The organism is Paenibacillus sp. LHD-38 (assembly GCF_031157315.1).
GTDB lineage: Bacteria > Bacillota > Bacilli > Paenibacillales > Paenibacillaceae > Pristimantibacillus.
Map to the genome: position 1 here is coordinate 154,747 of NZ_JAVIFU010000013.1, position 22,407 is coordinate 177,153.

Below are 22,407 nucleotides of genomic sequence, written 5' to 3' on the forward strand. Positions count from 1 at the left end.
CCATCACTCCTTGATTCCGTTAGCCCTTTTTGCTGCTGTAATTGTATTTTTCATTAGCAGGGTAATGGTCATTGGACCCACTCCGCCAGGTACCGGCGTGATATAGCCCGCTGTTTCCAAGCAATCCTCAAAATCAACATCGCCAGCCAACTTCCCGTCAGGTAAACGGTTAATGCCTACGTCAATGACAATCGCGCCTGGTTTAACGAAATTACTTCCGATTGCCTTAGCTTTACCTATCGCAACGACGAGAATATCTGCTTGCTTAGCAATCTCTTCCATGTTAGCCGTACGGGAATGACAAATCGTCACTGTGGCATTCTCGCGAAGAAGCAGCATGGCTACTGGTTTGCCGACAATATTGCTTCTGCCGATTACAACGGCATGTTTTCCAGCTATGTCAACGCCGCTGCGCTTAATTAGCTCGATCACGCCTGCTGGCGTGCAAGGCAGCAAGCTGTCATCGCCAATAACTAGATTGCCTACGCTTTCCGGATGGAAGCCATCTACATCTTTATCCACGCGAATGGCATCAATAACGGCCTTCTCGTTAATATGCTTAGGCAGCGGCAGTTGAACGAGAATCCCGTTTATTGAGTCTTGATTGTTAAGTCGGTCAATAACTGCAAGCAGTTCTTCTTCGCTGGTATCAGCGGATAAACGATGGACCTCGGAGTAAAAACCGAGCTGCTGACATGCTTTTTCCTTCGAACCTACATAAACCTTAGAAGCAGGATCCACCCCAACGAGTACAACCGCTAACCCGGGAATAATACCTTTTTCTTTCAAGGCTGCAGTTTCCGTAATCATTTCCTCACGGATAAGGTCGGAAATTTTCTTTCCTTCAATGATTTGTGCGCACATAGCTCCAGTCTCCTTTAGCATCGATGAATGTGTGGATTTTGTATCTCAATTAAGATTTCAGTTCTTCAATCTCCAGAAGCAGTTTACCAAGCACTCCGTTTACGAACTTGCCCGATTCCTCTGTGCCAAAATGCTTAGCAAGCTCAATCGCTTCGTTAATCGTAGCCTTCGGCGGTACATCATCCCGGAATACCATCTCATAGCAAGCAAGTCTCAGCACTTGACGGTCAACACGCGATAAACGGTCGATCTGCCAGCCTGTCAAATACTGCTGCAGCATCCCGTCAATGGCTTGTCTGTGTTCCATTACGCCAGATACGAGCTCACGCGAGAACTCGTCCGTGCTGCTTGCCTCGGAAGGGTCTGCGCCGATTTCATTTTCATGACGAAGCTCATCCATCAGCATATCGACCGCATCCGATGCCGAAACCTCGTTCATTTCCATTTGATACAAGCTTGAAATTGCTATTTCTCGTGCTAATCTTCGTTTCATGTTACCTCCGCGGCAGCTTAATGCCGATAAAATGATTTTATTCTTTTATACTCTTTATTCCAAAAAAAACCTATGATCTCCTCCCTGCCCCGAATTAGCGGCTTTCCGAAATCCGGAGTACGGAGGAGACCACAGGATCATCTAAACGGCCGAAATCTTTCTAACAACGAATACCAAAGCCGCTGCCATGGAAAGATAGGTCCGCTGCTTGTTTCCTTCTGAACGCCGATCCAATAACCAATTGAGACAAGAAGCCCTACAAAAAGCATGTCCCAAAAACCGACAAACAAATAAAGCAACCCGAAAAACAGCCCTATCGCGGCGCCAGCTGCGCGTTTTCCATAGATGGCCCAGAAATCTCTCCACATCAGCAAACTCACCTCTATTCCACGCGACTCTTAAATGTGCCTGTTTGAATGATGTTTGCAACATATACCGCTACGTTTGTTACAGGTATACCCGCTATATCCTCCACATGCTCTTTCACCGTGCGTTGAATCTCTTCCGTAAGCACCGGTATTGAGCTTTCGCCATCTACGACAGCACGTATTACGATATCAAGTCCGGCATCCGTTGCCCGAATGCGTGCGCGTAAATCCTTAACGCCGCGTTGACGTGATGCTGCCTTCAATGCCAGGTTCTCAATGGTTTCAATAGAAATTCGAATGTCCCCGAAGTCGGTTCTTTGGTCGATCGAAGGAGCGGAAGCCGAACCGCGATGCAGCGATACCATAAAAAATCTAAGGCTGAGTACAAAGAGGATGACACCTGTTGCGATCAAAGTGATTTTCAGTGAATCGAGCCGGTAGAGCTCATCTATCCAATCATTCAAGAGTCCACTGGACAACCAACCGAAACCAATGCACACCAGAACAACGGAAATACAGCCAATTACAATGCTATACAAAAACAAAAGCAGCTTGTCCACGACCTTAACCAAGCGTAGCGCCTCCTCCTGCCAAGCCGAATGAAAACCCCCTTGCGCCGAGCGGCATGCCCATTCACGAGGGGGTTGTACGGGATTTATTAAACCAGCTTTATTTATTTAACTCTGTGTAGAAAGTCTTCTTCTTCCGGTTTATCAGGCGTCTTGAAATGTACATCGTGAATATGTACGTTCACTTCAACAACGTGGAGTCCCGTCATCATTTCGATCGAACGTTTCACATTCCGCTGAATTTCCGAAGCGATTTCCGGAATCCGATTGCCATACTCAACGATAATAGATACATCAACCGCAGCTTCACGCTGACCCACTTCAACTTTTACACCTTTGGATAAATTTTTACGACCAAGAAGCTCAACAATGCCTCCAGCAAACCCGCCGCTCATTCCCGCGACGCCATCCACTTCAATCGTAGCTAATCCAGCGATAACTTCAATAACTTCAGGTGCAATTTGAATCGTGCCAATGTCCGTTTTCTCATACTCCGCAGCGATCGTACTCATGATGGCTGTACACCTCCTTAAAGTTGCGCGTACTCGGCGAAAAGCCAAGCAATTAACCGCATCTTGTTAATATACTATAACATTCGGCAAGAAATATGACAAACTATACTACTTGTTCACATTTTTGTCGTAACCTCACTCGGTAGCGTTAATATCATGCTCCTCGAGGAACTTAATGTCGAAGTTTCCGCTCACGAATTTTGGATGATTCAAGAGCTTTAAATGGAAAGGAATCGTTGTCCGAATGCCTTCGATGGCAAATTCGGATAATGCCCTTTTCATTCTTGCAATGGCTTCTTCACGTGTCGCGCCCCACACAATTAGTTTCGCGATCATCGAGTCGTAATGCGGTGAAATCGTGTAGCCGGGATATACTGCGCTATCCACTCGCACACCCGCGCCACCCGGCGGCAAGTAAAAAGGAATTAATCCTGCAGACGGCATGAAATTTCTTTCAGAATCCTCTGCATTCACCCGGCATTCGATGGACCAGCCATTGATTTTCAAATCGCTTTGAGCGAACGAAAGCGGATTTCCTTCTGCTACGGATATCATTTCTTTAATCAAATCTACGTTAGTGATCATCTCGGTTACGGGATGTTCAACCTGTATGCGCGTATTCATTTCCATGAAATAGAAATTACCATCCGGTCCAAGCAAAAATTCAAGCGTTCCGGCTCCGGAATAGTTAACAGCTAGCGCAGCGCGAACTGCTGCCTGTCCCATCCGTTCCCGAAGCTCGGGCGACAGCACGGAACACGGTGCTTCCTCGACGAGCTTTTGACGTCTGCGCTGAACGGAACAGTCACGCTCGAACAAATGAACGGCGTTGCCGTGCTTATCAGCCATAATCTGAATTTCAACATGCTTCATGCCCGTTAAATATTTCTCCAGATATACGCCAGCGTTACCGAAGGCCTTCTGTGCCTCCTGCTGTGCAGTTGATATTTGTGCAACAAGCGTCGTCTCGTCATCTGCAATTCGAATGCCTTTGCCGCCGCCGCCCGCCGTTGCTTTAATAATCACGGGATATCCGATTTCACGTGCAACGCGGATGGCTTCCTCCATGTTCTCAACAAGTCCGTCTGAACCTGGAATGATCGGCACATCAGCCGTTCTCATTGTCAGCTTGGCGACAGCTTTGTCACCCATCTTATTGATCGCTTCCGGGGATGGCCCGATAAATGTGATGTTGCATGACTCGCAGATCTCCGCAAAATCAGCGTTCTCAGCAAGGAAACCATAACCGGGATGAATCGCATCACATTCGGTAATCGTTGCAACGCTCATAATGTTCGTTAAGTTTAAATAGCTGTCTTTCGATGCCGTAGGCCCGATGCAGTAAGCTTCATCGGCTAACCGGACATGAAGCGAATCACGATCCGCTTCCGAATAAACGGCAACAGTGCTAATACCAAGCTCGCGACAAGCGCGTATAATTCGAACCGCAATCTCACCGCGATTTGCAATTAATATTTTGTGAAATTTCACGTAGGAACCCCTTTCAAACGACAGTTTCCCTGTTCGGACGTTAACTCACTTCATTACTCTGGCTTTACAAGGAACAATGGCTGACCATACTCAACAAGCTGGCCATTTGATACCAAAACTTCAACGATTTCTCCGCGAACCTCTGCTTCCAGCTCATTCATCAGCTTCATCGCTTCCAAGATGCAAACGACACTCTTGTCACTGACGCGATCGCCGATTTTGACGAAAGCTGCTGCGTCCGGAGTCGGCGAGCTGTAGAATGTGCCTACCATCGGGGAAACAATTTGATGCAAATGATCTGTTGAAGGAAGGACTGCCGCAGCCTCTTGCACGGCTTGAGCCTGTGCAGCAGGAGCTGCTTGCTGAGTTTGTAAAGGTGCAGGCGCGTATGTATGCGTAACTGGAGCCGCTTGCACATTCACCACTTCTGTTTTCCCTGGCTTGCGGATGAGCAGGCGAGTCCCTTCGTTTTCAATTTCCAGCTCATGAACGGAAGTTTGATCAACCAATTTGATCAACTCTTTGATCTCGCTCAATTTGAACATGAATATTTTCACTCCTTAAATTTGCGATAGCTAAATGCTTCTACAGCACGCAACCCAATAAGGTTACCATGCCAATATAACCAATTCTTTCACATAACGTTTAACATTATATCATAAACAAGGCTGAACACGAATCATTTTTTGTTCGCTAGAAGATAACCACGAAAAAAAAGACCTTGGCATCACCAGCACATATGCTGGAACGCTAAGGCCTTTTCTCTATTGTGAAGCGTAAAATCTTTATGGAATATAGCGGACGGACACTTGATCCGCGCCGACCTCCATCGTGGTCATCACCAGTTTGATAATATCAGCAGCTTGCTTTTTCTCAAGTTTATCGCTGGAAACGACAACATGGTATTTATCGCTTTGCTCGTCGATTACGACATTTTCATAAAGCTTCAACAGCTCCGATTCAATGCCCGTCAGTTTAGAATTTTTTTCTTCAAGCAGTTCAAGCTCCGCGATCGCGGCGGATGCTTCTTCCGGTTTTTTCTGCGTGTCGTTAATTGCGGCCATGATTCTGTTATCTTCTTCGGTGTACTTGAGCTCCCGTTTTGCAAGCAGCTCGCTGAACAAGCCGCCCGCCGCCAACCCTTGCTCTTCAATCTGGTTCAATACCTCTTTGTCCGCATCGCTTAAGATTTCTTCACCAGCTGGCTGTTCCACTTCATTAACCACCAGGTCGTTTCCGCTAGCTGCCGCCTCAGTAGCATTGTTGGCAGCTTGCTCCGTTTGCGAGCCGTCTGTAAGTACGTCTGGTGACTCCACATCCTGCGTGAATAAGTAATAAGCCGATAGAACCACCATTAAGCTAAGCATCGATACAAGCCATACCGTTTGTCTTTTCGTGTTCATGAGAACACCCTCCCCAACATTTCAATTTGGTTTATTGCTTGCTTGGCACAACAGAAATTCGATTAATCGGCACGCTAATGCCTTTCTCCACCGCATTTGTGATGAGACGCCTGACCGTTGCATTTTCAGCGCCTTTAGCGACTATGAGAATTCCGCGTATACGCGGGTTAATCGTTTTTTTTACAATGGGCTTTTGGTCACCGGAAACCTCATACAAAACAACCTGTCCTTCTTTCGTAATGGAGGTTATATGCCGTTTCCCCCCGTTTGGGTCATTCTCATCTGTAACCTGCTGAGATTCCTGCGTATTTTGCACGATCTCTATTTCTTCCGTGGAATCGACGGTAACAAGCACATCCACGGTTCCTACTCCAACGATTTTCTCCAGTATATCTTTCAGCCTGGTCTCCATAGAGTGCTCGATTGCTGTAAACAAAGATCCAGCTGATGAATCCGAACTACTCCAAACCGTCTCGGATTGAGGCGGCGGATTTGGATCCTGCACCGAGGGCTCAACTCCCTTATATGGCAAAAATGAATTTAAAATCATTAGCGCTGCGCCAATCCCCCCAACGATTAGCAATATTCGCAGCGTCCGTACTCGCTTCGGGCCGCCTGGACCGCCGCCAACCGCTGATTCTAAGCTTTCCAGCCATTTGGCCACCGCGCCTTACCTCCTCTCCATTCCCAGCCTATTACTTAGGCAACCGCTGCTCTGCTGGCTGCCTAATGATGATTTGATCCTCAGCCAATCCCCAGCCTTTCGTAATCAAGCTGCTTATTTGGGATACCGATGCAGGGTCTGCTCTTGACCATTTCCCATCTGCCTGCTCCGTCTCCTTAGATCGACCGTTCACAGCTTCTGTTTCTTGGCTGCTAGGAAACGAGCCGTCAGCATCTACTGGCTCGATATCTACATCGACGATGACAGGCTGAACCTCGTCCACTGGATCACCTTCCTTAACCAGGCTTTTATTCTGCTTTTTCGTTTGGAGCGTCACGGTTACTTGACTGATGTAAGGCGTCTGATGGCCGGATACGTTGACCCACTTGAGCGTTGCATCCACATCAGCTATCCCTTCGTCCGTTCGCTCGACCAACTCATTTAAAATAGAGGCCTCAAGCGTTCTTTCCGTTAATTTGGCGGCTTCTATGCTGCGTTTCTCGCTCATCGCTTCGGCATCTCGATTGATTTGACTTAGACCGGCCATCTGATTCTCGCCAGCCATCGCTGATTTACTCCAATTCTCCATGCCTTCATCCAACTTTCCTCCAATATCGCTTTGAATTAGCTTAAGGATCGGCGAGAGAATGGTCAGGAGGATAAATAAGCCGATAACGAGCCGCGCATAACGCTGCATCGCTCGATTTGGGAGCAGCAGTTCAACGAATACCGCCAGCAGAATGACTGCTATGATATCTCTCAGCCAGTCGCTTAACCAAGCAACCACAACCCTCGTCCCCTTCCTTACCTCACCATCAATGCCGCATTGCCTGCAGTCAAAATGATCGTTACCGCAAGAAAAAACATGAGACTGACTGCAGCCAGTGCTGCGAATACATAGATCATCGTCTTGCCTATCGTTTCCAGGCAGGTTACGATCGGCGAATCTCCAAGCGGCTGCATGACGGCAGCGGCAATATTATAGATAAGCGCCAGCGTCAATATTTTGATTGCAGGGAACGCGCTGATGAATAGCAGTACAATTACGCCAGCCAAACCTATGGCGTTTTTGGCGAGCATCGATGCTGAGATTACGGTATCCGCCGCATCGGAAAACATCCTCCCCACTACGGGCACGAAGTTTCCAGTGACGAATTTTGCCGTTCTCAGCGTAACCCCGTCTGTAACCGCGCCCGTTACGCCTTGTACCGAAATAACGCCAAGAAATACGGTTAACAGCACACCCATAATGCCGACGCTGATGTTCCTAAGCAGGTTAGCCAGCTGCGTAACCTTAAACTTCTCGGAAAGTGCGCTCGTGATATGAAGCACAGCAGAGAAGAAAAGCAGCGGGAATACCAAAGTATAAATGAGCGTGCCTACTGCATGGATCATAAAAATAATGAGCGGATGAAGCACAGAAACCGTCACGACGTTTCCCATTGAAGCAAGGAGCGTTAGAAGCAGCGGAACCATCGCCAGCATGAATTGAATCATGCTCTCGATTGCCCCCTTCGCATAACCCATTGCGACATGGAAGCTGTTCACCGCGATGATGATGAGAACCATGTAAGTAATCGAATAGGCAACCTTGCTTACCGCATTTCGTTCAAATGCGTTCTGAAGTGTCTCCAAAACCATGCTGAATACCGTTAGCATGACGATCGTTACGAGCAGCTTTCCGTTATAAAGCACCTCGTGCCACAAATACTTTACAAGCCCTTGCAGCATGTCCGTTAATTTAAGTCCGTCGCCTCCAGGCAAAATCATTTCCATAAAGCTAGGCACATGCTGATCCGGAAAGTAACCGCCATACTCACTTGAAAGCTTATTCCAGTACGACTCTACGGCCTCTGTTTCAAGATTTCCCAGCTGCTCGTTTGCCAGCTCTTGCGAAAGCTTATCAGCCTCCGCTTGATTGCCGGTAGGAAGCGCCGCGCTCTCATTGCTCATCGCATATCCAATGTGAGGTACAAAAGAAAATAAGAAAGTCGCAATTAATATAAATAGCAACAGCTTGGCTCTTTCTCGGGCAGGAGCGAGCTTTATCATTGGCATCAACTCCCATCCGGCAGCAGACCGATCACCGTCTCGACGATAACGCTGATAATGGGAACGGCCATTACGAGAATAAACACCTTGCCTGCAAACTCGATTTTGGATGCGATGCTTTCTTGACCTGCGTCTCTGACGATCTGGGCACCAAACTCCGCGATATACGCGATTCCGATGATTTTCAAGACCGTCTTCAAGTAAATGGAAGGGATACCTGATCGATTAGCCAGATCCTCAAGCACGGAAATGACAATTTCGATTTTGCCGATCAAATACAGGAATATGAACAATCCCGTAAATGCGGCGAGCAGAAAAGCGAACATCGGCTTTTGCTCCCGAAGGACAAGTATGAGTACCGTAGCCATCAGACCAAGTCCGACGATTTGAATCATTTCCACTTCGCTCACCTGCTTGCATGAACGTCCTTTAGAAGACGTCTACTGAAACAAAAATATCGATTTAATTTCCTGGAACAATTCATTGAGGAGCCGGACAACCATAAACAGAACGACTATAAAACCAATAACGGTAACCCATTGCGCCATATCTTCCTTCCCCATTTGCTTCAATACAGAATGTACCATTGCGATAACAATTCCGATCCCGGCAATTTGGAAAATGGCGCTCACATCCATGTTCATCTATGCGGCACCCCACTACACCATCAAAATGACGACCAGCACAGCAATCAAAATCCCGAGACTTTTCCACATCTTCTCGTAACGCCCCTGATCGTCTCTCGCTGCGTCCTCCTCAGCCTTCAGTTGCAATAACGCAAGATGGATATGCTTCATTTGATCTTCTTTATCGCTGATCCCAAGCGTTGAGCCAAGACGAATAAGGACAGCCTGCTCGTTTTTTTTCATCGAAGTCATATCCCACTGCGTTTTGATTGCCTGCTCCCAACTATCGCGGAAGCTAAAGCTCTCCGTTTCCCACACACCGCTGGCCGCTTTCCGGAATATTCCTGCGAGCGGTTCCGGCGTTGCTGATGCCGTTCTCTCCAGCGCTTCCGGCAGCGGTGTATGTCCGTAGCCGATTTCAGTCTCCAGACGCTGTAGGGCATGTGCGAGCTGCCGCAGCTGCCTTGGCCGTTCAGCGAATTTCGCAGCCTGCTGAAAGCCGATCATCGTCCCTGCAAACAAGAGCAGAACCGCGCCAATCAGCTTTATCACGGGTCATCAGCTCGATGTCTGCCTGTCAGAGCATGTACAGCATCCAGCGGTACAGAGCGGCTTAAGGTTGAGTGCTCGCGCGTGGATAGCCGTGCCGCGATCGCTTCTGCCGGTACTACACGGTGCATGATGCCCTGCTCCGTACGCTTTAGCTCAACCACATACGTGAATGCCCCTTCTTCCAGCAGCTTAAGCAATACCGGCCTGCCTCTTGCGTCCTGTAAATCATAGGCATGCGCGGTGGCGACTACGCTGATGCCCGCATGGCTGGCTTCCCGGATCGCTTCGCCGTCCTCAGGTCTGCCGATTTCGTCTATAATCAGCACCTCGGGCGACATGGAACGAACCAACATCATCATGCCTTCTGCCTTGGGACAAGCATCCATCACATCGGTTCTTGGACCAACATCAAAGGTGGGCACGCCGCGAACGCATGCCGCGATTTCCGAGCGTTCATCCACGATGCCGACCTTTCTTCCTTGCCAGCCGCTTGCTTCTAAAGTGGGCCATAAGCCATAGCTGACGGATCTGGCAATGTCCCGCACTAGCGTTGTCTTACCCTGTTGTGGTGGAGCTAAGATTAACGTAGAGTGCAGCGTCTTCCTTGTTCGGTCAATAAGCTTAGGCAAAAGATGGGCACTTGCGCCAATCACCTCTCTAGCTACCCTTATATTGAATGCGCCGATATCACGGATACCGCGTACCGAACCGCCGTCCAATATCGTTCTGCCCGCAAGGCCGATGCGATGGCCTCCTGATACGGTTATAAAGCCCCTTCGCAGCTCCTCCTCCATCGCGTATAAGGAATAATTGGTAATGCGTTCAAGCAGCTTGCGGCAGGTATCTGCCGAGGGCTTGTATGCTCCATCGGCAGCCTGACGCAGCGAACCGTCAATCATCATAAATCGAGACTGTCCTCGAAAGCCTATTTCAAGCGGCCGTCCCTCTCGAATCCGAATTTCCTCCAGCTGTTCCTGCATTGGTTCAGGAAGGCGCTCCAGCAGCGTCTTCAGCTCCAATGGCAATAAATGCGCTACGCGTGCCAGCATGTGATTATCACTCCCGGGTGTTTGTCCTTCGTAGTTCCTATTTGTATGCGTGCATCTCGAAAATATGTCTGCTTCGTTTGGGAATTGCTAGAGTTGAAATCTATTATTTTTTTAAAATACCGATCATTAAACAAATCACGCCTGCTCCAACCCATAAAAACTTGGACGGAGACAGCTTGTCAGACATCCCGACAAGCCCCACCGTTGTCGTTGCAATTAGAATGAGTGGACCTACTAGAGCAAGCGATGAATTTACGACAAGCGCTTTGTCGATTTGGTTTAATCTAAGCATCAACAGCGCGGCGCAAATTTCAATCGTTCCGGAAGTGAGCCGCAGCGAGGCCATCGTCAATACGATTTTATTTAACATGAACGCGAACCTCCTTTCTTAATCCAGATGTTCCTTATTCATATGCAGGCTTGTCTGGCTTTCATACCGGACACCTGCCCAGAGGCAAACGCATATCATAAGGTATTGAGCTTAAGAAGGGCGGAATACACAACATGCATGTGCAGGTCATTTCCAGTGTTAACGAGGCAAGCTCCGCAAGATTTCATCACAAAACGGCAATCATTATCGATGTATTGCGAGCTACAAGCACCATCATAGCCGCTTTATCAGCAGGTGCTTCCTGTGTAATCCCTGCTGAAACCGTTATGGAGGCCAGGGCACTCCAGCGCCCTGGCGATTTGCTTGGAGGCGAACGTTTTTGCCGTAAGATCGCAGGTTTTGATTTGGGGAACTCGCCTGAGGAATATACCGAACAGATTGTTGCTGGTAAAAGAATTGTGCTGACGACCACAAACGGTACGAGGGCCATACACAAATCGATGAGAGCGGATTATGTGCTGACAGCGTCTCTTCTAAATGCGGAAGCTTGTGCGCGGGCCGCGATTGATCTTCGCAGGGATGTTGTCATTTTATGTGCGGGAAGCCACGATGAATTTGCTATTGAGGATGGCCTATGTGCAGGACTCGTGCTGGATAAGCTTCACTCCATAAGCCAGGTCTCGATTGAGATGGATGATTTTGGATCAGCCATGCTCGCGCTTTACCGGAACCGGTCGCAAAACGTGAAAGAAACGATTATGAATGGCATGACGGGGAAAAAGCTTTTGAAGCTTGGCATGAAAAAAGATATCGAGGCTTGCTCCGCGATCGATATTTATCACGATGTTCCTAGACTAAACGGCGATCAGCTAACGAGGAACGGTTAATGTCTCAGCGCACAAGCCTAAACGGTTGTTGCCGTCCTAAGTCGGAAAAGCATACGTTTTGTGAAGCAATATAGGCACATTTATATGTGAAATCATAAATGCTTATATATTAAAAAAAGGCATGCCCCGGTATTCCGGAGCATGCCTTTTTGATAGAGATTCTTTTTTATTAACGACGATCCTGAGGACCGCCTACGAAAGCCTGCTCTGCTGTATCTAGACCGTATGCGGTATGAAGCGCACGTACAACATCACTCAAAGGTTCAGCGCTAATCACGCAAGAACATTTGATTTCAGAGGTACTAACCATCTTGATGCTTACGCCAAGGGATGAGATCGTTGCGAACATTTTTGCCGCTACCCCTGGGTTGCTAACCATGCCTGCACCTACGATCGATACTTTAACAAGATCCGATTCCGATGTAGTTTCACGGAAAGGAACCGTGCTGCGAATTCCCTCGATTACCGAGATCGCTTTATCCTTATCATCGCCAGATACGGTGAAGGAGAAATCAGCTTTGCCGTCCTGCACACCGCTTTGAACGATAATGTCGACATCGATGCCGTTCGCAGCCAATGCGCCAAACACATTTGCAAGCACACCCGGTACATCCTCAACACCCAATATGCTTATTCTTGCTACATTTTTGTCAAACGCGATGCCGCGAACGACCACGCCTTGCTCCATGACCGCTTCCTCCTTCACACTAGTACCTTCGTTTTGGGTAAAGCTCGAACGCACAACCAGCTTAACATTGTTGTGCTTTGCATACTCCACCGCTCGCGGATGCAATACGGCAGCGCCCAAGTTAGCGAGCTCAAGCATCTCATCATACGAGATTTCAGATAGTTTGCGTGCATTCTTCACAACGCGGGGATCGGTTGAATAAATGCCGTCAACATCCGTATAAATCTCGCAAACGTCTGCATTCATCGCAGCTGCCATCGCAACTGCAGTCGTGTCAGAGCCGCCGCGGCCGAGTGTCGTAATTTCCCCGTCCTCTGTCATCCCTTGGAAACCGGCAATAATGGCTACGTTGCCTTGCTCCAGCGCTTTAAAAACACGCTCAGGATTAATATTGGTCATCTTTGCCTTGCCATGCACCGATTCTGTGCGAATGCCTGCTTGCCAGCCCGTAAAGGACACGGCTTTAGCTCCTAATTGATGAACGGTCATCGACAATAATGCTATCGATATTTGTTCACCAACGGTTAACAGCATATCCATTTCCCGCGCCGGCGGATTTGGATTAAGCAATTTCGACTGATCGATTAAATCGTCCGTCGTATCTCCCATGGCAGAAACGACGACAACGATATCGTTGCCCTCTTGCTGCCTTTCAATTATTCGCTTCGCTACGCGCTGCATCCGCTCCGGCGTTCCCACGGAGCTGCCGCCAAACTTCATCACTATCAACGACAAAGCTGATTCACTCCCAACCCTGACATGTACATACAAGTCAATATTATACCACAACGAGCGCCACTATGGGTATATCCACCTACAAAAAAACCGTCCGATACGATCCGGACGGTTTTTTGAAGCTGCTTACTAAGCGCGCGAGATGTATTTACCTTCGCGTGTATCGATAAGCAAAACGTCGCCTTCGTTAATGAACAATGGCACTTGAACATTAAGACCAGTCTCAACCTTAGCTGTTTTTGTTGCGCCTTGTGCTGTATTACCTTTAACGCCTGGCTCTGTTTCAATAACTTTCAGCTCAACGCTGTTTTGCATTTGGATACCAAGTATCTCACCTTGGTAGCTTGAGATGTTTACGTTCATGTTTTCTTTCAAGAAGTTAAGCTCCCATTCAAGCTGCTTCTTGTCCAAATTGAATTGGTCGAAAGTTTCATTATCCATAAACGTGTACTCCGAGCCGGAGTTGTACAGGTATTGCACTTCACGGTTTTCGATAATTGCGCGGCCGATGCTCTCGCCCGCACGGAAGGTTTTCTCAACAACGTTTCCGTTGCGGAGATTTTTCAGCTTGGAGCGAACGAATGCCGCGCCTTTACCTGGCTTAACGTGCTGAAAGTCAAGAACGGTGAAAATATCTGTGTCTACTTGCACGGTCAAGCCTGTTTTAAAATCGTTTACTGAAATCATTGCTGATTCCCTCCTGAATGAATAGTCCTTAGCCCAGAGTGATCAAGTCCTTCGGGGATGAGGTTAATATTTTAATACCGGTTTCAGTAATAACGATGTCATCCTCAATGCGCACGCCGCCGAAGCTTGGTACGTAAATGCCGGGTTCTACCGTAACCGTCATGCCGGGGGTTAAAATCGTTTCGCTTAGTTTGGACAATCTCGGCGCTTCGTGAATTTCCATGCCGAGTCCATGACCCGTTCCATGTCCGAAGAGATCGCCATAACCGTATTTCGTGATGATATCGCGAGTTAGCGCATCCGCTTCACGACCAGTCATGCCCGGTTTAATATGTTCTAGAGCGTGTAGTTGTGCTTCGAGAACGATATTATAAATCTCCAAATGCTTGGCTGTTGGCGTTCCGACAACCACGGTCCGAGTCAAATCGGAACAGTAGCCGTTATAGTAGGCGCCAAAGTCTAGCTTCACAAACTCATTATTACCGATAATGCGGTCGCTGGCTACTCCATGAGGTAATGCAGAACGTTCGCCGGATGCTACGATGGTGTCAAAGGAAGAAGATGTAGCGCCGTGACTGCGCATATACACTTCCATTTCCAGAGCAATATCCGTTTCACGCACGCCTGGACGAATCAGCTTCAGAATATGATTGAAGGTGCTGTCAGCAAGATCAGCTGCCTCCTGCATAATTTGCAGTTCGGCTGCGTCCTTGATCTGGCGCAGCTGCTCGACTAATCCTGACGCCGGCTCCAGCGTAATGCCGCTGAGCGTTTTGGTCCATGACGTAAATTCACTATACACGACATGATCCTGCTCGAAAGCAAGCTTTGATAACTTCTGCTGTGTTAGAATCTCCAGCACATCAACAAGCGGGCTGGCCCCATGCTCGACAATCTGAAAACCGACTGCTTGCTGCGGCGCTTGCGTACGATAACGGAAATCCGTAAGCAAAAAGCTTTCGCTAAGCGTAATCAGCACCATACCTGACGAACCCGTGAAGCCGCTTATGTAGCGTCGGTTATACTCGCTACCAATTAGTATCGCTTCAAAGCGATGTTTTTCCATCAGCTGGCGAAGTCGCTTTACTCTTTCGTTTGGCATAACCGTTCCACCCTTTCATGACTTCTTACAATTTGTCCAAGTGACGCACGAGTGCAGTTAATCCGAGCTCATAGCTGTGTGAGCCAAAGCCGGCAATTTGTCCGACTGCAATTGCCGCAACAACAGATACATGACGGAACGATTCCCGTTTATGGATGTTCGACATATGTACCTCGATGATCGGGACCCCAATGGAACTAAGCGCATCACGAAGCGCATAGCTGTAATGCGTCCAAGCGCCGGGATTAATCACAATACCGTCCGCTTTGCCAAACGCGCTATGTATTCGATCAATCATTTCGCCCTCATGATTCGTTTGGAAAAATTCAACGGAGACGCCCAGCATCTCGGCTTTATCCTTCAAGAGCGATTCGATGTCTGCCAGCGTTTCTGACCCGTATACATCAGGCTCACGAATCCCGAGCATGTTTAAGTTCGGTCCGTTCAATATAACGATTTTGTGCATGAATGCACCTCCCAAGCAACCGAATCCATCATAGGTTCAAAGATCAATAGCCATTTTACCACAAATGTCTGCTGCTTGAGAAGTAGAACTCATGACTGCACTTTAATTGGCTCCCTTGAAGCTTCATCCGTGAACTCGAATGCTATCGAATATCCAATGAATACACCCCAAAGAAGAAAGACGCAAAGCTCGGTAAACAGCGTATTCCAGCCGACTTGTCTTATTCCTCCCATGATTCCAAGCATCGGACCGACAACAATAAATAAAATAGCCCACCAGACGGCACCGTATAATACTCCCGGCCATGGTCCCCGCAATTTGCCCAGCGCTATTTTGTAAAGAAAAGCAGCAGCTATTGAAAAGAGAATGAAAAATGCGATTCCCAGTACCTCCCCCCATCCCGTCTTTAAAAATGATTCCTTAAAAAACGGATCGGCAGCAAACCCCGGAAGTATCGTCGTAAATTTCATCTCATAGAACATCCAGCGTACAATACCCCAAATAAGCCCTGCAAAAAAACCGATTTGGAGTGAGTAAAGCCATGGGTTCGTATGATGCTCCTGCTCATGATGTCTGTTATTTTGCTTCTTGTTTGCCATTTTGAAATCCTCCGCTCCTGTTTCCTTTGTAATCCGAATTAGTATGTGAAAAAATTCCGATTCATAACCGTCCGTACGCTTTCTCTTAACTTGCGCTTCCCATATGCTTACGTTGGCAATTAGCTAATAGATCAAGTACAATAGACTTACAAAGTTCAAGGTACATTCGTTGTATCAGCTAAGACGATATTCCACTCAAGGAAGGTGACAAGCACTTGCCGCAAGACTCCCGAAACATATATGGCGGACAAGCGGTTATCGAAGGCGTAATGTTTGCTGGCAAACACGTTAACGTAACCGCTGTAAGGCGCAAGAATGATGAAATCGTATTTTATGAAGTTCCTCGTACAACCAAGACATGGATTCAAGCTCTAAAAAAAATCCCGCTCGTTCGAGGCGTGGTTGGCATACTTGAATCAAGCGCCAAAGGCTCGCAGCATTTGAACTTCTCAATGGAGGCTTATGCGGAGGATGAGGCGGGCGAAGAAAAAGAAACAAATTCGGCTGGGCAAGCCCCGATCGTAAAAGAAGAGAAAAAACAAGGCTGGAGCCTTAGTATGGTTGTTGGTGTGGCTGTTGCGGGTGTGCTGTCCTTTATCTTCGGAAAGCTCATTTTTACTGCAGCTCCTGCAGCACTTGAAGAATTGCTTTTCTCCGGGGTATTTGTTAACAAAATCGGTCATAATTTATTAGAAGGACTTATCAAAATCATTTTATTGCTCGCTTATTTGTATTTCATTTCAATGACACCGTTAATTAAGCGTTTGTTCCAATATCACGGCGCAGAGCATAAAGTAATTAGCGCTTATGAAGCCGGCGAAGAGCTAACGATCCAGAATGTACAGAAATACAGCCGTCTCCATTACCGCTGCGGTTCCAGCTTTATCGTATTCACGGTGATCGTCGGCGTCGTTGTCTACTCACTGCCGTTCTTTACGTGGGATTCCATTTGGGAGCGCGTATACATCCGAATTTTATTGCTGCCTTTGGTACTTGGTCTCTCCTACGAAGTTTTGCGATGGACCAACGCATTGCGTGATATACCCGTATTGCGCTATCTCGGTTATCCCGGCCTATGGCTGCAGCTGCTAACGACGAAAGAGCCTCGCGATGAGCAGGTTGCCGTATCCATTGCTTCTTTCAGCCGCATGCTCGAGCTGGACAAACAAATAAAATAGTTTTTCGAATGTAAGGAAAGGCGGTATTTAAAATGAGCAGAACATCAGGCAAATGGAATATTTGGTCCATTACATTTTTGGCGCTGCTAGTAATCGGACTCGTTTACAGCGTTATCTTAAGTCCACTAACATTTATCATTCCTATTGTGGTGCTTGGCGGAATCTTCTGGTTATATAAATATCCGCCTTCTTTTTTAAGAGGATACAATTCGCAGCAAGGACGAACGCAGGTCAAGCAAAGCCGGGCAACTGCTGCTAAAACCAAATCAAACAAGCCGCGTTCCAAAACGGTTCCGTTCCGCGTCATCGAGGGCGGCAAGGAAGACGATGATTTGCCCAAATACCATTAATCAAGCCTACAATATAAAAAAAGGTCTGAGGCATCGATGCCCCAGACCTTTTTTTGTCCATTTTTGTATGTATTACTCGCTGTCCATTTCCGCCCGAACGGCGCGAAGCTCGTCCATTCTCTGCGAATCTCTACGGAAATATTCAACCAATGTTTCAATACAGGTAATGGAATCCCAGCTTAAATGATGCTCGATCCCTTCAACATCCTGGTAAATGTTCTCGTCCTGTACGCCAATCGTAGTTAAAAAAGATTCTAACAGCTGATGGCGATCGACAAGCCTTTTACCCATTTTCTTCCCTTTATTCGTCAGGACCAGCCCGCGATACTTCTCATAAATCAAATAATTATCCTTGTCGAGCTTCTGAATCATCTTGGTGACGGAGGACGGATGAACTTCTAGTCCTTCTGCAATGTCCGAGACACGCGCGTAACCTTTTTCATCAATTAACTTATAAATTCTTTCCAAGTAGTCTTCCATGCTCGGTGTCGGCACTGAAGAACCCCCTAACCATACATCTTCACCTTACTACGCAGGCGTTACTCATAGTATCATACACTGTTCGCAGCATTCACTGCAACCCGTTCGGCATTCCATAGTCGTTTTCCATACCCGAATGTCGCTTGAACAAACCAGTTTCAACAGCGCGCCTCCTCCACTCCAAAACAGATCGCTCCACACTCTCCTTCATTCCTGAGCTTGTCTATTTTGAGCCTTCTGCTCTAAATTATCCATAAGGCCAGCGAATTTTCGAATGACTCAAAAAAGAAGACATTCTAGCGCATTGAGGCGGCTGAAAAGGTAGCCAGGGCAGGTTATCCAATGGGCTTCATCATTGCTCTGATTATTTGAATGAAGGCTGGGAGAATGGCTATGGCGAGCTTATAGCTAGGCTTGCAGATCAGCTCCCGTCCGATGCGACCAAGGGAAATACGTTTATCCCTTCGTTTATCCCGATGAACAGGCAAATGCGCTCCGCATCTATTTATCGGAGCGCATTTTTGAACATTTTCCGGAATTGAAAATTGAATACTTTACTTAGGCATCTGACTTTGACCAAGCTCCTTTTAGAAAGCGAGCCATTCCGGAGTTATGACATTTAACCAGATGGTAATCTTGGTCATCTGGTCCGTAAACAATAGGAGACCCATCAAGATCATGACGGCTCCGCCAATTTTCATAACGGAAGCTGAATATTTCAAAATCCACCTTGCCGTACCTAAGAAAAAGGCGAGGACAAAAAAAGGAATGGCAAAGCCGAGCGCATAGGCTGTCGTCAATTGGAACCAGGTTCCCGGTTCAGTTGCAGCCAAGCCTAATATAGCGGTCAATGCAGGTCCCATGCATGGGGTCCAGCCTGCAGAGAAGCCGATTCCAAAAATAAACGAGCTGATGTAGTTGGCTTTTTTGGGGATCAAATTCATACGCCGTTCTTTCAGAAGCAGCTGCGGCTGGAATAGCCCAATCAGAAAAAGTCCCATTAGAATAATCAAGATAGCGGATAATTGCCTGATGAGCTGCCTGTATTCGCTAAAAAATTCAGCAAACACATTCGTCCCATAACCTAATGCATAATAAACCGTGCAAAATCCCAAAATGAAGAACAGCGTATGCGACATCGTGCGCATGCGTTTTTGTTTTGCATTCGAATTTTCCTTCAAATCCGCCACTGAAATTCCCGTTATGTATGATAAATACGAGGGATATAGAGGCAAGCAGCAAGGAGAAATAAACGATGCAAAGCCGGCGCCGAAGGCCAGCCAAATGTTAATGTCTGACAAACCTTTTTCCCCCTATCCAAATCAACTGCCTGCGCGCACGCCGCGGCGGAATATAAGCAGCAAAAGCAGGACTGCAATGAGCAGCAGCACAATGGTACCGCCAGGTGCCAGATTCCATACACCAGCAATGATTAAACCTGCGATAACGGCAAGCTCGCCAATAATGACAACAGTGATCACACTTTGACGGAAGCTCCGGGCAATAATCAAGCTGCAAGCAGCCGGTATGGTCAGCAGTGCGGAAACAAGCAGCGCACCTACAATTTTTATAGATACACTAATAATTAAAGCGGTAAGCACGCTAATCATAACATTATAAAATTTAACCGGCAAGCCGCTGACTGCTGCTGCATCCTCGTCAAACGTGATTAAGAATAGCTCCTTCACCTGCAGCCAAATCGCAAGAAGCACGATGATTGTGACCACGCCTATTACATAGAGATCCGTATTGTTCAGCGTATAGATACTGCCAAATAAATAACTGTTCACATTATTGTTGAATCCTTTTCCCATCGTGAACAACAATGATGCAAGAGCAACCCCGCCTGACATTATGATAGCGATGGACAGCTCTGCATACGATTTATATGCTTTGCGGAGCTTTTCTATGGCAAAGGACGCAGCGATTGCGAATATTAATCCTACTGCTATCGGATACACGCCGATCAAAAATCCGAGCGCTACGCCGGCAATCGAGACATGAGATAAGGTGTCTCCTATCATTGAAAGCCTGCGAAGCACAAGAAATAAGCCCATAAGCGGGGCGGTTACGCCAATGAGCAACCCGCCTATAAGAGCTCGTTGAAAAAACTCACTAGTTACGATCTCCAATCAAAACAACCTCTTTCCTGCTCTCCATTTGCTCCCTAAGCCCTTTCAAGCTGTGCGCCAGGTCATTTTCCACGCAATCCTGCGTTTCATGCGAGTGCTTAATATGAAACTTTAGCTTCCCGTTTGCTGCGGCAGGCTCTTGTCCCAAATATGAACGAATCATATCCAAATCATGGGAAACCATCAGAAACGTAATATTGTGATGCTGATGCATGTGCTTGATCATGTGGAAGAAGCTCTCTTGCGTTTCGGTATCAATACCGACTGTAGGCTCATCCAAAATAAGCAGTGACGGATTGTTGATTAATGCTCTTGCTAAAAATACGCGCTGCTGCTGTCCGCCTGACAGCTGGCCTATGCGCTTATCTTGTAAATCATTGATCCCCATTGCATGAAGTGCATCGTCGCATTTTTTATAATCCGCTTTGTTCATTTTCTTGAACAGCTTGCTTCTCCCGTAAAGCCCGGAGAGTACAACTTCCCGCACCGTAGCTGGGAACAAAGGGTTTAACGAATTTTTCTGCGGAACATATCCGATTCGTTCCCAATGTTTAAATCGGTCTAATTTCTCTCCAAACAAACGAATCGTGCCGCTAGTCGGTCTCAACAGCCCTACAATCATTCGCAGCAGCGTTGTTTTCCCTGCGCCATTCGTACCTATCAAGCCGATAAAATCCCGTTCCTTCACCGCAAAGCTAAGATTTGAAATGACCGTCTGCTGTTGAAAAGAAAAGGAGACATCCTCCAATGAAATAACCTCTTGGTGACAACTGGCGTCGGCATTTGCCATTCGATTTGATTGCGCCATAATTTCTCTCCTCACAGCAATACGGAGCTTTATCAGCTCCGTAGGTTTGCCTTTTGTTCTATTGTAATGCTTGCACAAGATTTTGCAAGTTTCGTTCCATAAGGGTTAGATAAGTTTCTCCGTCTTTATCCTGGTCCGGCGTTAAACCTTCAAGCGGATTGAGCACCATCGTTTCTACGTCAGCCTCATTCGCCAATGTCTTGGCAAGCTGATCCGACACGAGCTCCTCGAAAAATATATATTTCACATCATTGGCTTTAACGAACTTTGATATTTCCAGCAAATCCTGCGCACGCGGCTCCGCATCCGGGCTTAGTCCCATGATCGATACCTGCTTCAAGCCATAGTCGCGAGCGAGGTAGCCGAACGCCTGGTGCGAGGTCACGATATTCTTGTTCGTGATTTGCGCTAGCTTAGCCGTATATTCCGCATCGATTGCTTCCAGCTTCGTTTTTAATACAGCATAGTTTTTCTCGTAATCTGCTTGGTTGGCGCTATCTGTCTCTATTAAGCTGTTTTTGACATTTTCTGCCAGGGTGAGCGCTGATTTCGGGCTGACCCAGGTATGAGGATCAGAGCCTTCATGATCATGCTCTTCCTCTTCTGCATGCTCATGCTCATGCTCATGCTCATGCTCATCTTCATCCTCATGCTCATCCTCAGAGCCTTCGATTAGCGTAATCCCATTGCTAATTTCTTTCGTAACCACGGTACTGTCCTTGGATAACCCTTTCAGGAATCCATCAACCCATCCCTCAAGTCCCGCTCCATGATATAAAAACAGTTGTGCCTTTGAAGCGGTGTCCAAATCACGGCTCTTCGGAGTCCAATCATGCGGCTCTATACCTGAAGCAACGAGGTTAACCGCATTTACATGGTCGCCGCCAATCTCGGATGCTAGAAAATAAAGGGGATAAAAGCTGGTTACTACGCTAACCTTCTCTTCATTTCCTTTGCCCGATGCAGCATTGTTATTCGTAGCATTTGTCGATGAACCCGAATTATCCGTATTATTGCCGCATGCTGAGGCAAACAGCAGCATCGCTGCCAAGAAAAGACTCAGCGCCGCTGTGCGTATCGATTTTATCGAATCTTTCATTCCGATATCTCTCCATTCTATCTTTTCTTCTTCGTAATCGTTATTATTACGTTTTGTATTATACGATGCCGTTTAAGAGACTGTCAACCCTGTTCAATCGATATGTTGTTCTTCTGTGATAATGTCATCCCATAACTGTTCTGAGATAATGTCACTATGGGACAGGAGACAATTACATTGAGCAGAGAAGAAATGAAGAAGGTACTTGTGGTGGGGAAAATC

The 22,407-nt window shown here is 47.2% G+C and carries 29 protein-coding genes and 1 pseudogene; 4 read left to right on the forward strand and 26 right to left on the reverse strand.

Annotated elements, in window-relative coordinates; all coding sequences use genetic code 11:
- Positions 1 to 3 precede the first annotated feature (3 nt).
- The 16 genes from folD to RCO25_RS13800 all read right to left on the reverse strand — a co-directional run bounded on the left by folD (position 4) and on the right by RCO25_RS13800 (position 11,013).
- The gene (gene folD, locus RCO25_RS13725; RefSeq protein ID WP_308996711.1) at positions 4 to 864 is read right to left on the reverse strand and encodes a bifunctional methylenetetrahydrofolate dehydrogenase/methenyltetrahydrofolate cyclohydrolase FolD; all 861 of its coding nucleotides are present in this window, start codon (positions 862 to 864) and stop codon (positions 4 to 6) included.
- A 49-nt stretch (positions 865 to 913) separates the two neighbouring features.
- Positions 914 to 1,357 (reverse strand): transcription antitermination factor NusB, encoded by a 444-nt coding sequence (nusB, locus tag RCO25_RS13730; RefSeq protein WP_308996712.1) that lies wholly within the window; start codon positions 1,355 to 1,357, stop codon positions 914 to 916.
- 137 nt (positions 1,358 to 1,494) lie between these two features.
- Entirely contained in the window at positions 1,495 to 1,725 is a 231-nt protein-coding gene (locus RCO25_RS13735; RefSeq protein ID WP_308996713.1) for a DUF2273 domain-containing protein, read from the reverse strand.
- Positions 1,726 to 1,739: 14 nt separating this feature from the next.
- Positions 1,740 to 2,297 (reverse strand): alkaline shock response membrane anchor protein AmaP, encoded by a 558-nt coding sequence (gene amaP / locus RCO25_RS13740; protein WP_308996714.1) that lies wholly within the window; start codon positions 2,295 to 2,297, stop codon positions 1,740 to 1,742.
- Between the two features lie 101 nt (positions 2,298 to 2,398).
- Complete coding sequence (locus tag RCO25_RS13745) at positions 2,399 to 2,806, reverse strand: Asp23/Gls24 family envelope stress response protein (RefSeq protein ID WP_308996715.1); 408 nt, start codon at positions 2,804 to 2,806, stop codon at positions 2,399 to 2,401.
- A gap of 135 nt (positions 2,807 to 2,941) precedes the next feature.
- Positions 2,942 to 4,297 (reverse strand): acetyl-CoA carboxylase biotin carboxylase subunit, encoded by a 1,356-nt coding sequence (accC, locus tag RCO25_RS13750; protein WP_308996716.1) that lies wholly within the window; start codon positions 4,295 to 4,297, stop codon positions 2,942 to 2,944.
- 53 nt (positions 4,298 to 4,350) lie between these two features.
- Positions 4,351 to 4,842, reverse strand: coding sequence for an acetyl-CoA carboxylase biotin carboxyl carrier protein (gene accB / locus RCO25_RS13755; protein ID WP_308996717.1), 492 nt, complete (start codon positions 4,840 to 4,842; stop codon positions 4,351 to 4,353).
- A gap of 240 nt (positions 4,843 to 5,082) precedes the next feature.
- The gene (locus RCO25_RS13760) at positions 5,083 to 5,700 is read right to left on the reverse strand and encodes a SpoIIIAH-like family protein (protein WP_308996718.1); all 618 of its coding nucleotides are present in this window, start codon (positions 5,698 to 5,700) and stop codon (positions 5,083 to 5,085) included.
- 31 nt (positions 5,701 to 5,731) lie between these two features.
- Entirely contained in the window at positions 5,732 to 6,364 is a 633-nt protein-coding gene (spoIIIAG, locus tag RCO25_RS13765; RefSeq protein WP_308996719.1) for a stage III sporulation protein AG, read from the reverse strand.
- A 31-nt stretch (positions 6,365 to 6,395) separates the two neighbouring features.
- On the reverse strand, positions 6,396 to 7,151 hold the full coding sequence (spoIIIAF, locus tag RCO25_RS13770; protein ID WP_308996720.1) for a stage III sporulation protein AF: 756 nt from the start codon (positions 7,149 to 7,151) through the stop codon (positions 6,396 to 6,398).
- 17 nt (positions 7,152 to 7,168) lie between these two features.
- Positions 7,169 to 8,416, reverse strand: a complete 1,248-nt coding sequence (gene spoIIIAE / locus RCO25_RS13775) for a stage III sporulation protein AE (protein ID WP_308996721.1) — start codon at positions 8,414 to 8,416, stop codon at positions 7,169 to 7,171.
- A 5-nt stretch (positions 8,417 to 8,421) separates the two neighbouring features.
- Positions 8,422 to 8,817, reverse strand: a complete 396-nt coding sequence (gene spoIIIAD / locus RCO25_RS13780) for a stage III sporulation protein AD (protein ID WP_308996722.1) — start codon at positions 8,815 to 8,817, stop codon at positions 8,422 to 8,424.
- A 39-nt stretch (positions 8,818 to 8,856) separates the two neighbouring features.
- A complete protein-coding gene (gene spoIIIAC / locus RCO25_RS13785; protein WP_308996723.1) occupies positions 8,857 to 9,060 on the reverse strand; it encodes a stage III sporulation protein AC in 204 nt (67 codons plus the stop codon).
- A 15-nt stretch (positions 9,061 to 9,075) separates the two neighbouring features.
- Entirely contained in the window at positions 9,076 to 9,594 is a 519-nt protein-coding gene (gene spoIIIAB, locus RCO25_RS13790; RefSeq protein WP_308996724.1) for a stage III sporulation protein SpoIIIAB, read from the reverse strand.
- Complete coding sequence (spoIIIAA, locus tag RCO25_RS13795) at positions 9,591 to 10,643, reverse strand: stage III sporulation protein AA (RefSeq protein WP_308996725.1); 1,053 nt, start codon at positions 10,641 to 10,643, stop codon at positions 9,591 to 9,593. The genes spoIIIAB and spoIIIAA overlap by 4 nt, the downstream gene beginning before the upstream one ends.
- 103 nt (positions 10,644 to 10,746) lie before the next feature.
- Positions 10,747 to 11,013, reverse strand: a complete 267-nt coding sequence (locus RCO25_RS13800; protein WP_169081913.1) for a YqhV family protein — start codon at positions 11,011 to 11,013, stop codon at positions 10,747 to 10,749.
- Positions 11,014 to 11,147: 134 nt separating this feature from the next.
- On the opposite strand from RCO25_RS13800, the gene RCO25_RS13805 reads away from it, so the two are divergent.
- Positions 11,148 to 11,861 (forward strand): 2-phosphosulfolactate phosphatase, encoded by a 714-nt coding sequence (locus tag RCO25_RS13805; RefSeq protein WP_308996726.1) that lies wholly within the window; start codon positions 11,148 to 11,150, stop codon positions 11,859 to 11,861.
- A 169-nt stretch (positions 11,862 to 12,030) separates the two neighbouring features.
- Here the strand turns inward: RCO25_RS13805 and RCO25_RS13810 are convergent, their stop codons facing one another.
- The 5 genes from RCO25_RS13810 to RCO25_RS13830 form a co-directional block, all read right to left on the reverse strand.
- On the reverse strand, positions 12,031 to 13,284 hold the full coding sequence (locus RCO25_RS13810; protein ID WP_308996727.1) for an aspartate kinase: 1,254 nt from the start codon (positions 13,282 to 13,284) through the stop codon (positions 12,031 to 12,033).
- A gap of 129 nt (positions 13,285 to 13,413) precedes the next feature.
- Positions 13,414 to 13,971: an elongation factor P gene (efp, locus tag RCO25_RS13815; protein ID WP_053376760.1), complete on the reverse strand. Its 558-nt coding sequence runs from the start codon at positions 13,969 to 13,971 to the stop codon at positions 13,414 to 13,416.
- A 28-nt stretch (positions 13,972 to 13,999) separates the two neighbouring features.
- Positions 14,000 to 15,073, reverse strand: a complete 1,074-nt coding sequence (locus tag RCO25_RS13820) for a M24 family metallopeptidase (protein ID WP_308996728.1) — start codon at positions 15,071 to 15,073, stop codon at positions 14,000 to 14,002.
- A 25-nt stretch (positions 15,074 to 15,098) separates the two neighbouring features.
- Positions 15,099 to 15,539: a type II 3-dehydroquinate dehydratase gene (gene aroQ / locus RCO25_RS13825; RefSeq protein ID WP_308996729.1), complete on the reverse strand. Its 441-nt coding sequence runs from the start codon at positions 15,537 to 15,539 to the stop codon at positions 15,099 to 15,101.
- An 89-nt stretch (positions 15,540 to 15,628) separates the two neighbouring features.
- The gene (locus RCO25_RS13830) at positions 15,629 to 16,138 is read right to left on the reverse strand and encodes a YqhR family membrane protein (protein ID WP_308996730.1); all 510 of its coding nucleotides are present in this window, start codon (positions 16,136 to 16,138) and stop codon (positions 15,629 to 15,631) included.
- Positions 16,139 to 16,353: 215 nt separating this feature from the next.
- On the opposite strand from RCO25_RS13830, the gene RCO25_RS13835 reads away from it, so the two are divergent.
- Together RCO25_RS13835 and RCO25_RS13840 are read left to right on the forward strand one after the other, a co-directional pair.
- Positions 16,354 to 17,316 (forward strand): DUF1385 domain-containing protein, encoded by a 963-nt coding sequence (locus RCO25_RS13835; RefSeq protein ID WP_308996731.1) that lies wholly within the window; start codon positions 16,354 to 16,356, stop codon positions 17,314 to 17,316.
- A 32-nt stretch (positions 17,317 to 17,348) separates the two neighbouring features.
- Complete coding sequence (locus RCO25_RS13840) at positions 17,349 to 17,666, forward strand: hypothetical protein (RefSeq protein ID WP_308996732.1); 318 nt, start codon at positions 17,349 to 17,351, stop codon at positions 17,664 to 17,666.
- 72 nt (positions 17,667 to 17,738) lie between these two features.
- Here RCO25_RS13840 and mntR read toward each other — a convergent pair whose 3' ends face one another.
- A complete protein-coding gene (gene mntR / locus RCO25_RS13845) occupies positions 17,739 to 18,161 on the reverse strand; it encodes a transcriptional regulator MntR (protein WP_053376766.1) in 423 nt (140 codons plus the stop codon).
- A 285-nt stretch (positions 18,162 to 18,446) separates the two neighbouring features.
- Here mntR and RCO25_RS13850 point away from each other — a divergent pair.
- A pseudogene (locus RCO25_RS13850) lies at positions 18,447 to 18,708 on the forward strand (spore photoproduct lyase family protein); the annotation flags it as partial.
- A gap of 25 nt (positions 18,709 to 18,733) precedes the next feature.
- On the opposite strand, the gene RCO25_RS13855 reads toward RCO25_RS13850, so the two are convergent.
- The 4 genes from RCO25_RS13855 to RCO25_RS13870 are packed head-to-tail and all read right to left on the reverse strand — an operon-like array spanning position 18,734 to position 22,185.
- Positions 18,734 to 19,447 carry a cytochrome c biogenesis CcdA family protein gene (locus tag RCO25_RS13855; protein WP_308996733.1) on the reverse strand — a complete coding sequence of 238 codons (714 nt, stop codon included), beginning with the start codon at positions 19,445 to 19,447 and terminating at the stop codon, positions 18,734 to 18,736.
- 21 nt (positions 19,448 to 19,468) lie between these two features.
- Positions 19,469 to 20,278, reverse strand: coding sequence for a metal ABC transporter permease (locus RCO25_RS13860; RefSeq protein WP_308996734.1), 810 nt, complete (start codon positions 20,276 to 20,278; stop codon positions 19,469 to 19,471).
- Entirely contained in the window at positions 20,262 to 21,086 is an 825-nt protein-coding gene (locus RCO25_RS13865; protein WP_308996735.1) for a metal ABC transporter ATP-binding protein, read from the reverse strand. Before RCO25_RS13865 ends, RCO25_RS13860 begins: the two co-directional genes overlap by 17 nt.
- A 58-nt stretch (positions 21,087 to 21,144) precedes the next feature.
- Entirely contained in the window at positions 21,145 to 22,185 is a 1,041-nt protein-coding gene (locus RCO25_RS13870; protein ID WP_308996736.1) for a metal ABC transporter solute-binding protein, Zn/Mn family, read from the reverse strand.
- Between the last annotated feature and the right edge of the window lie 222 nt (positions 22,186 to 22,407).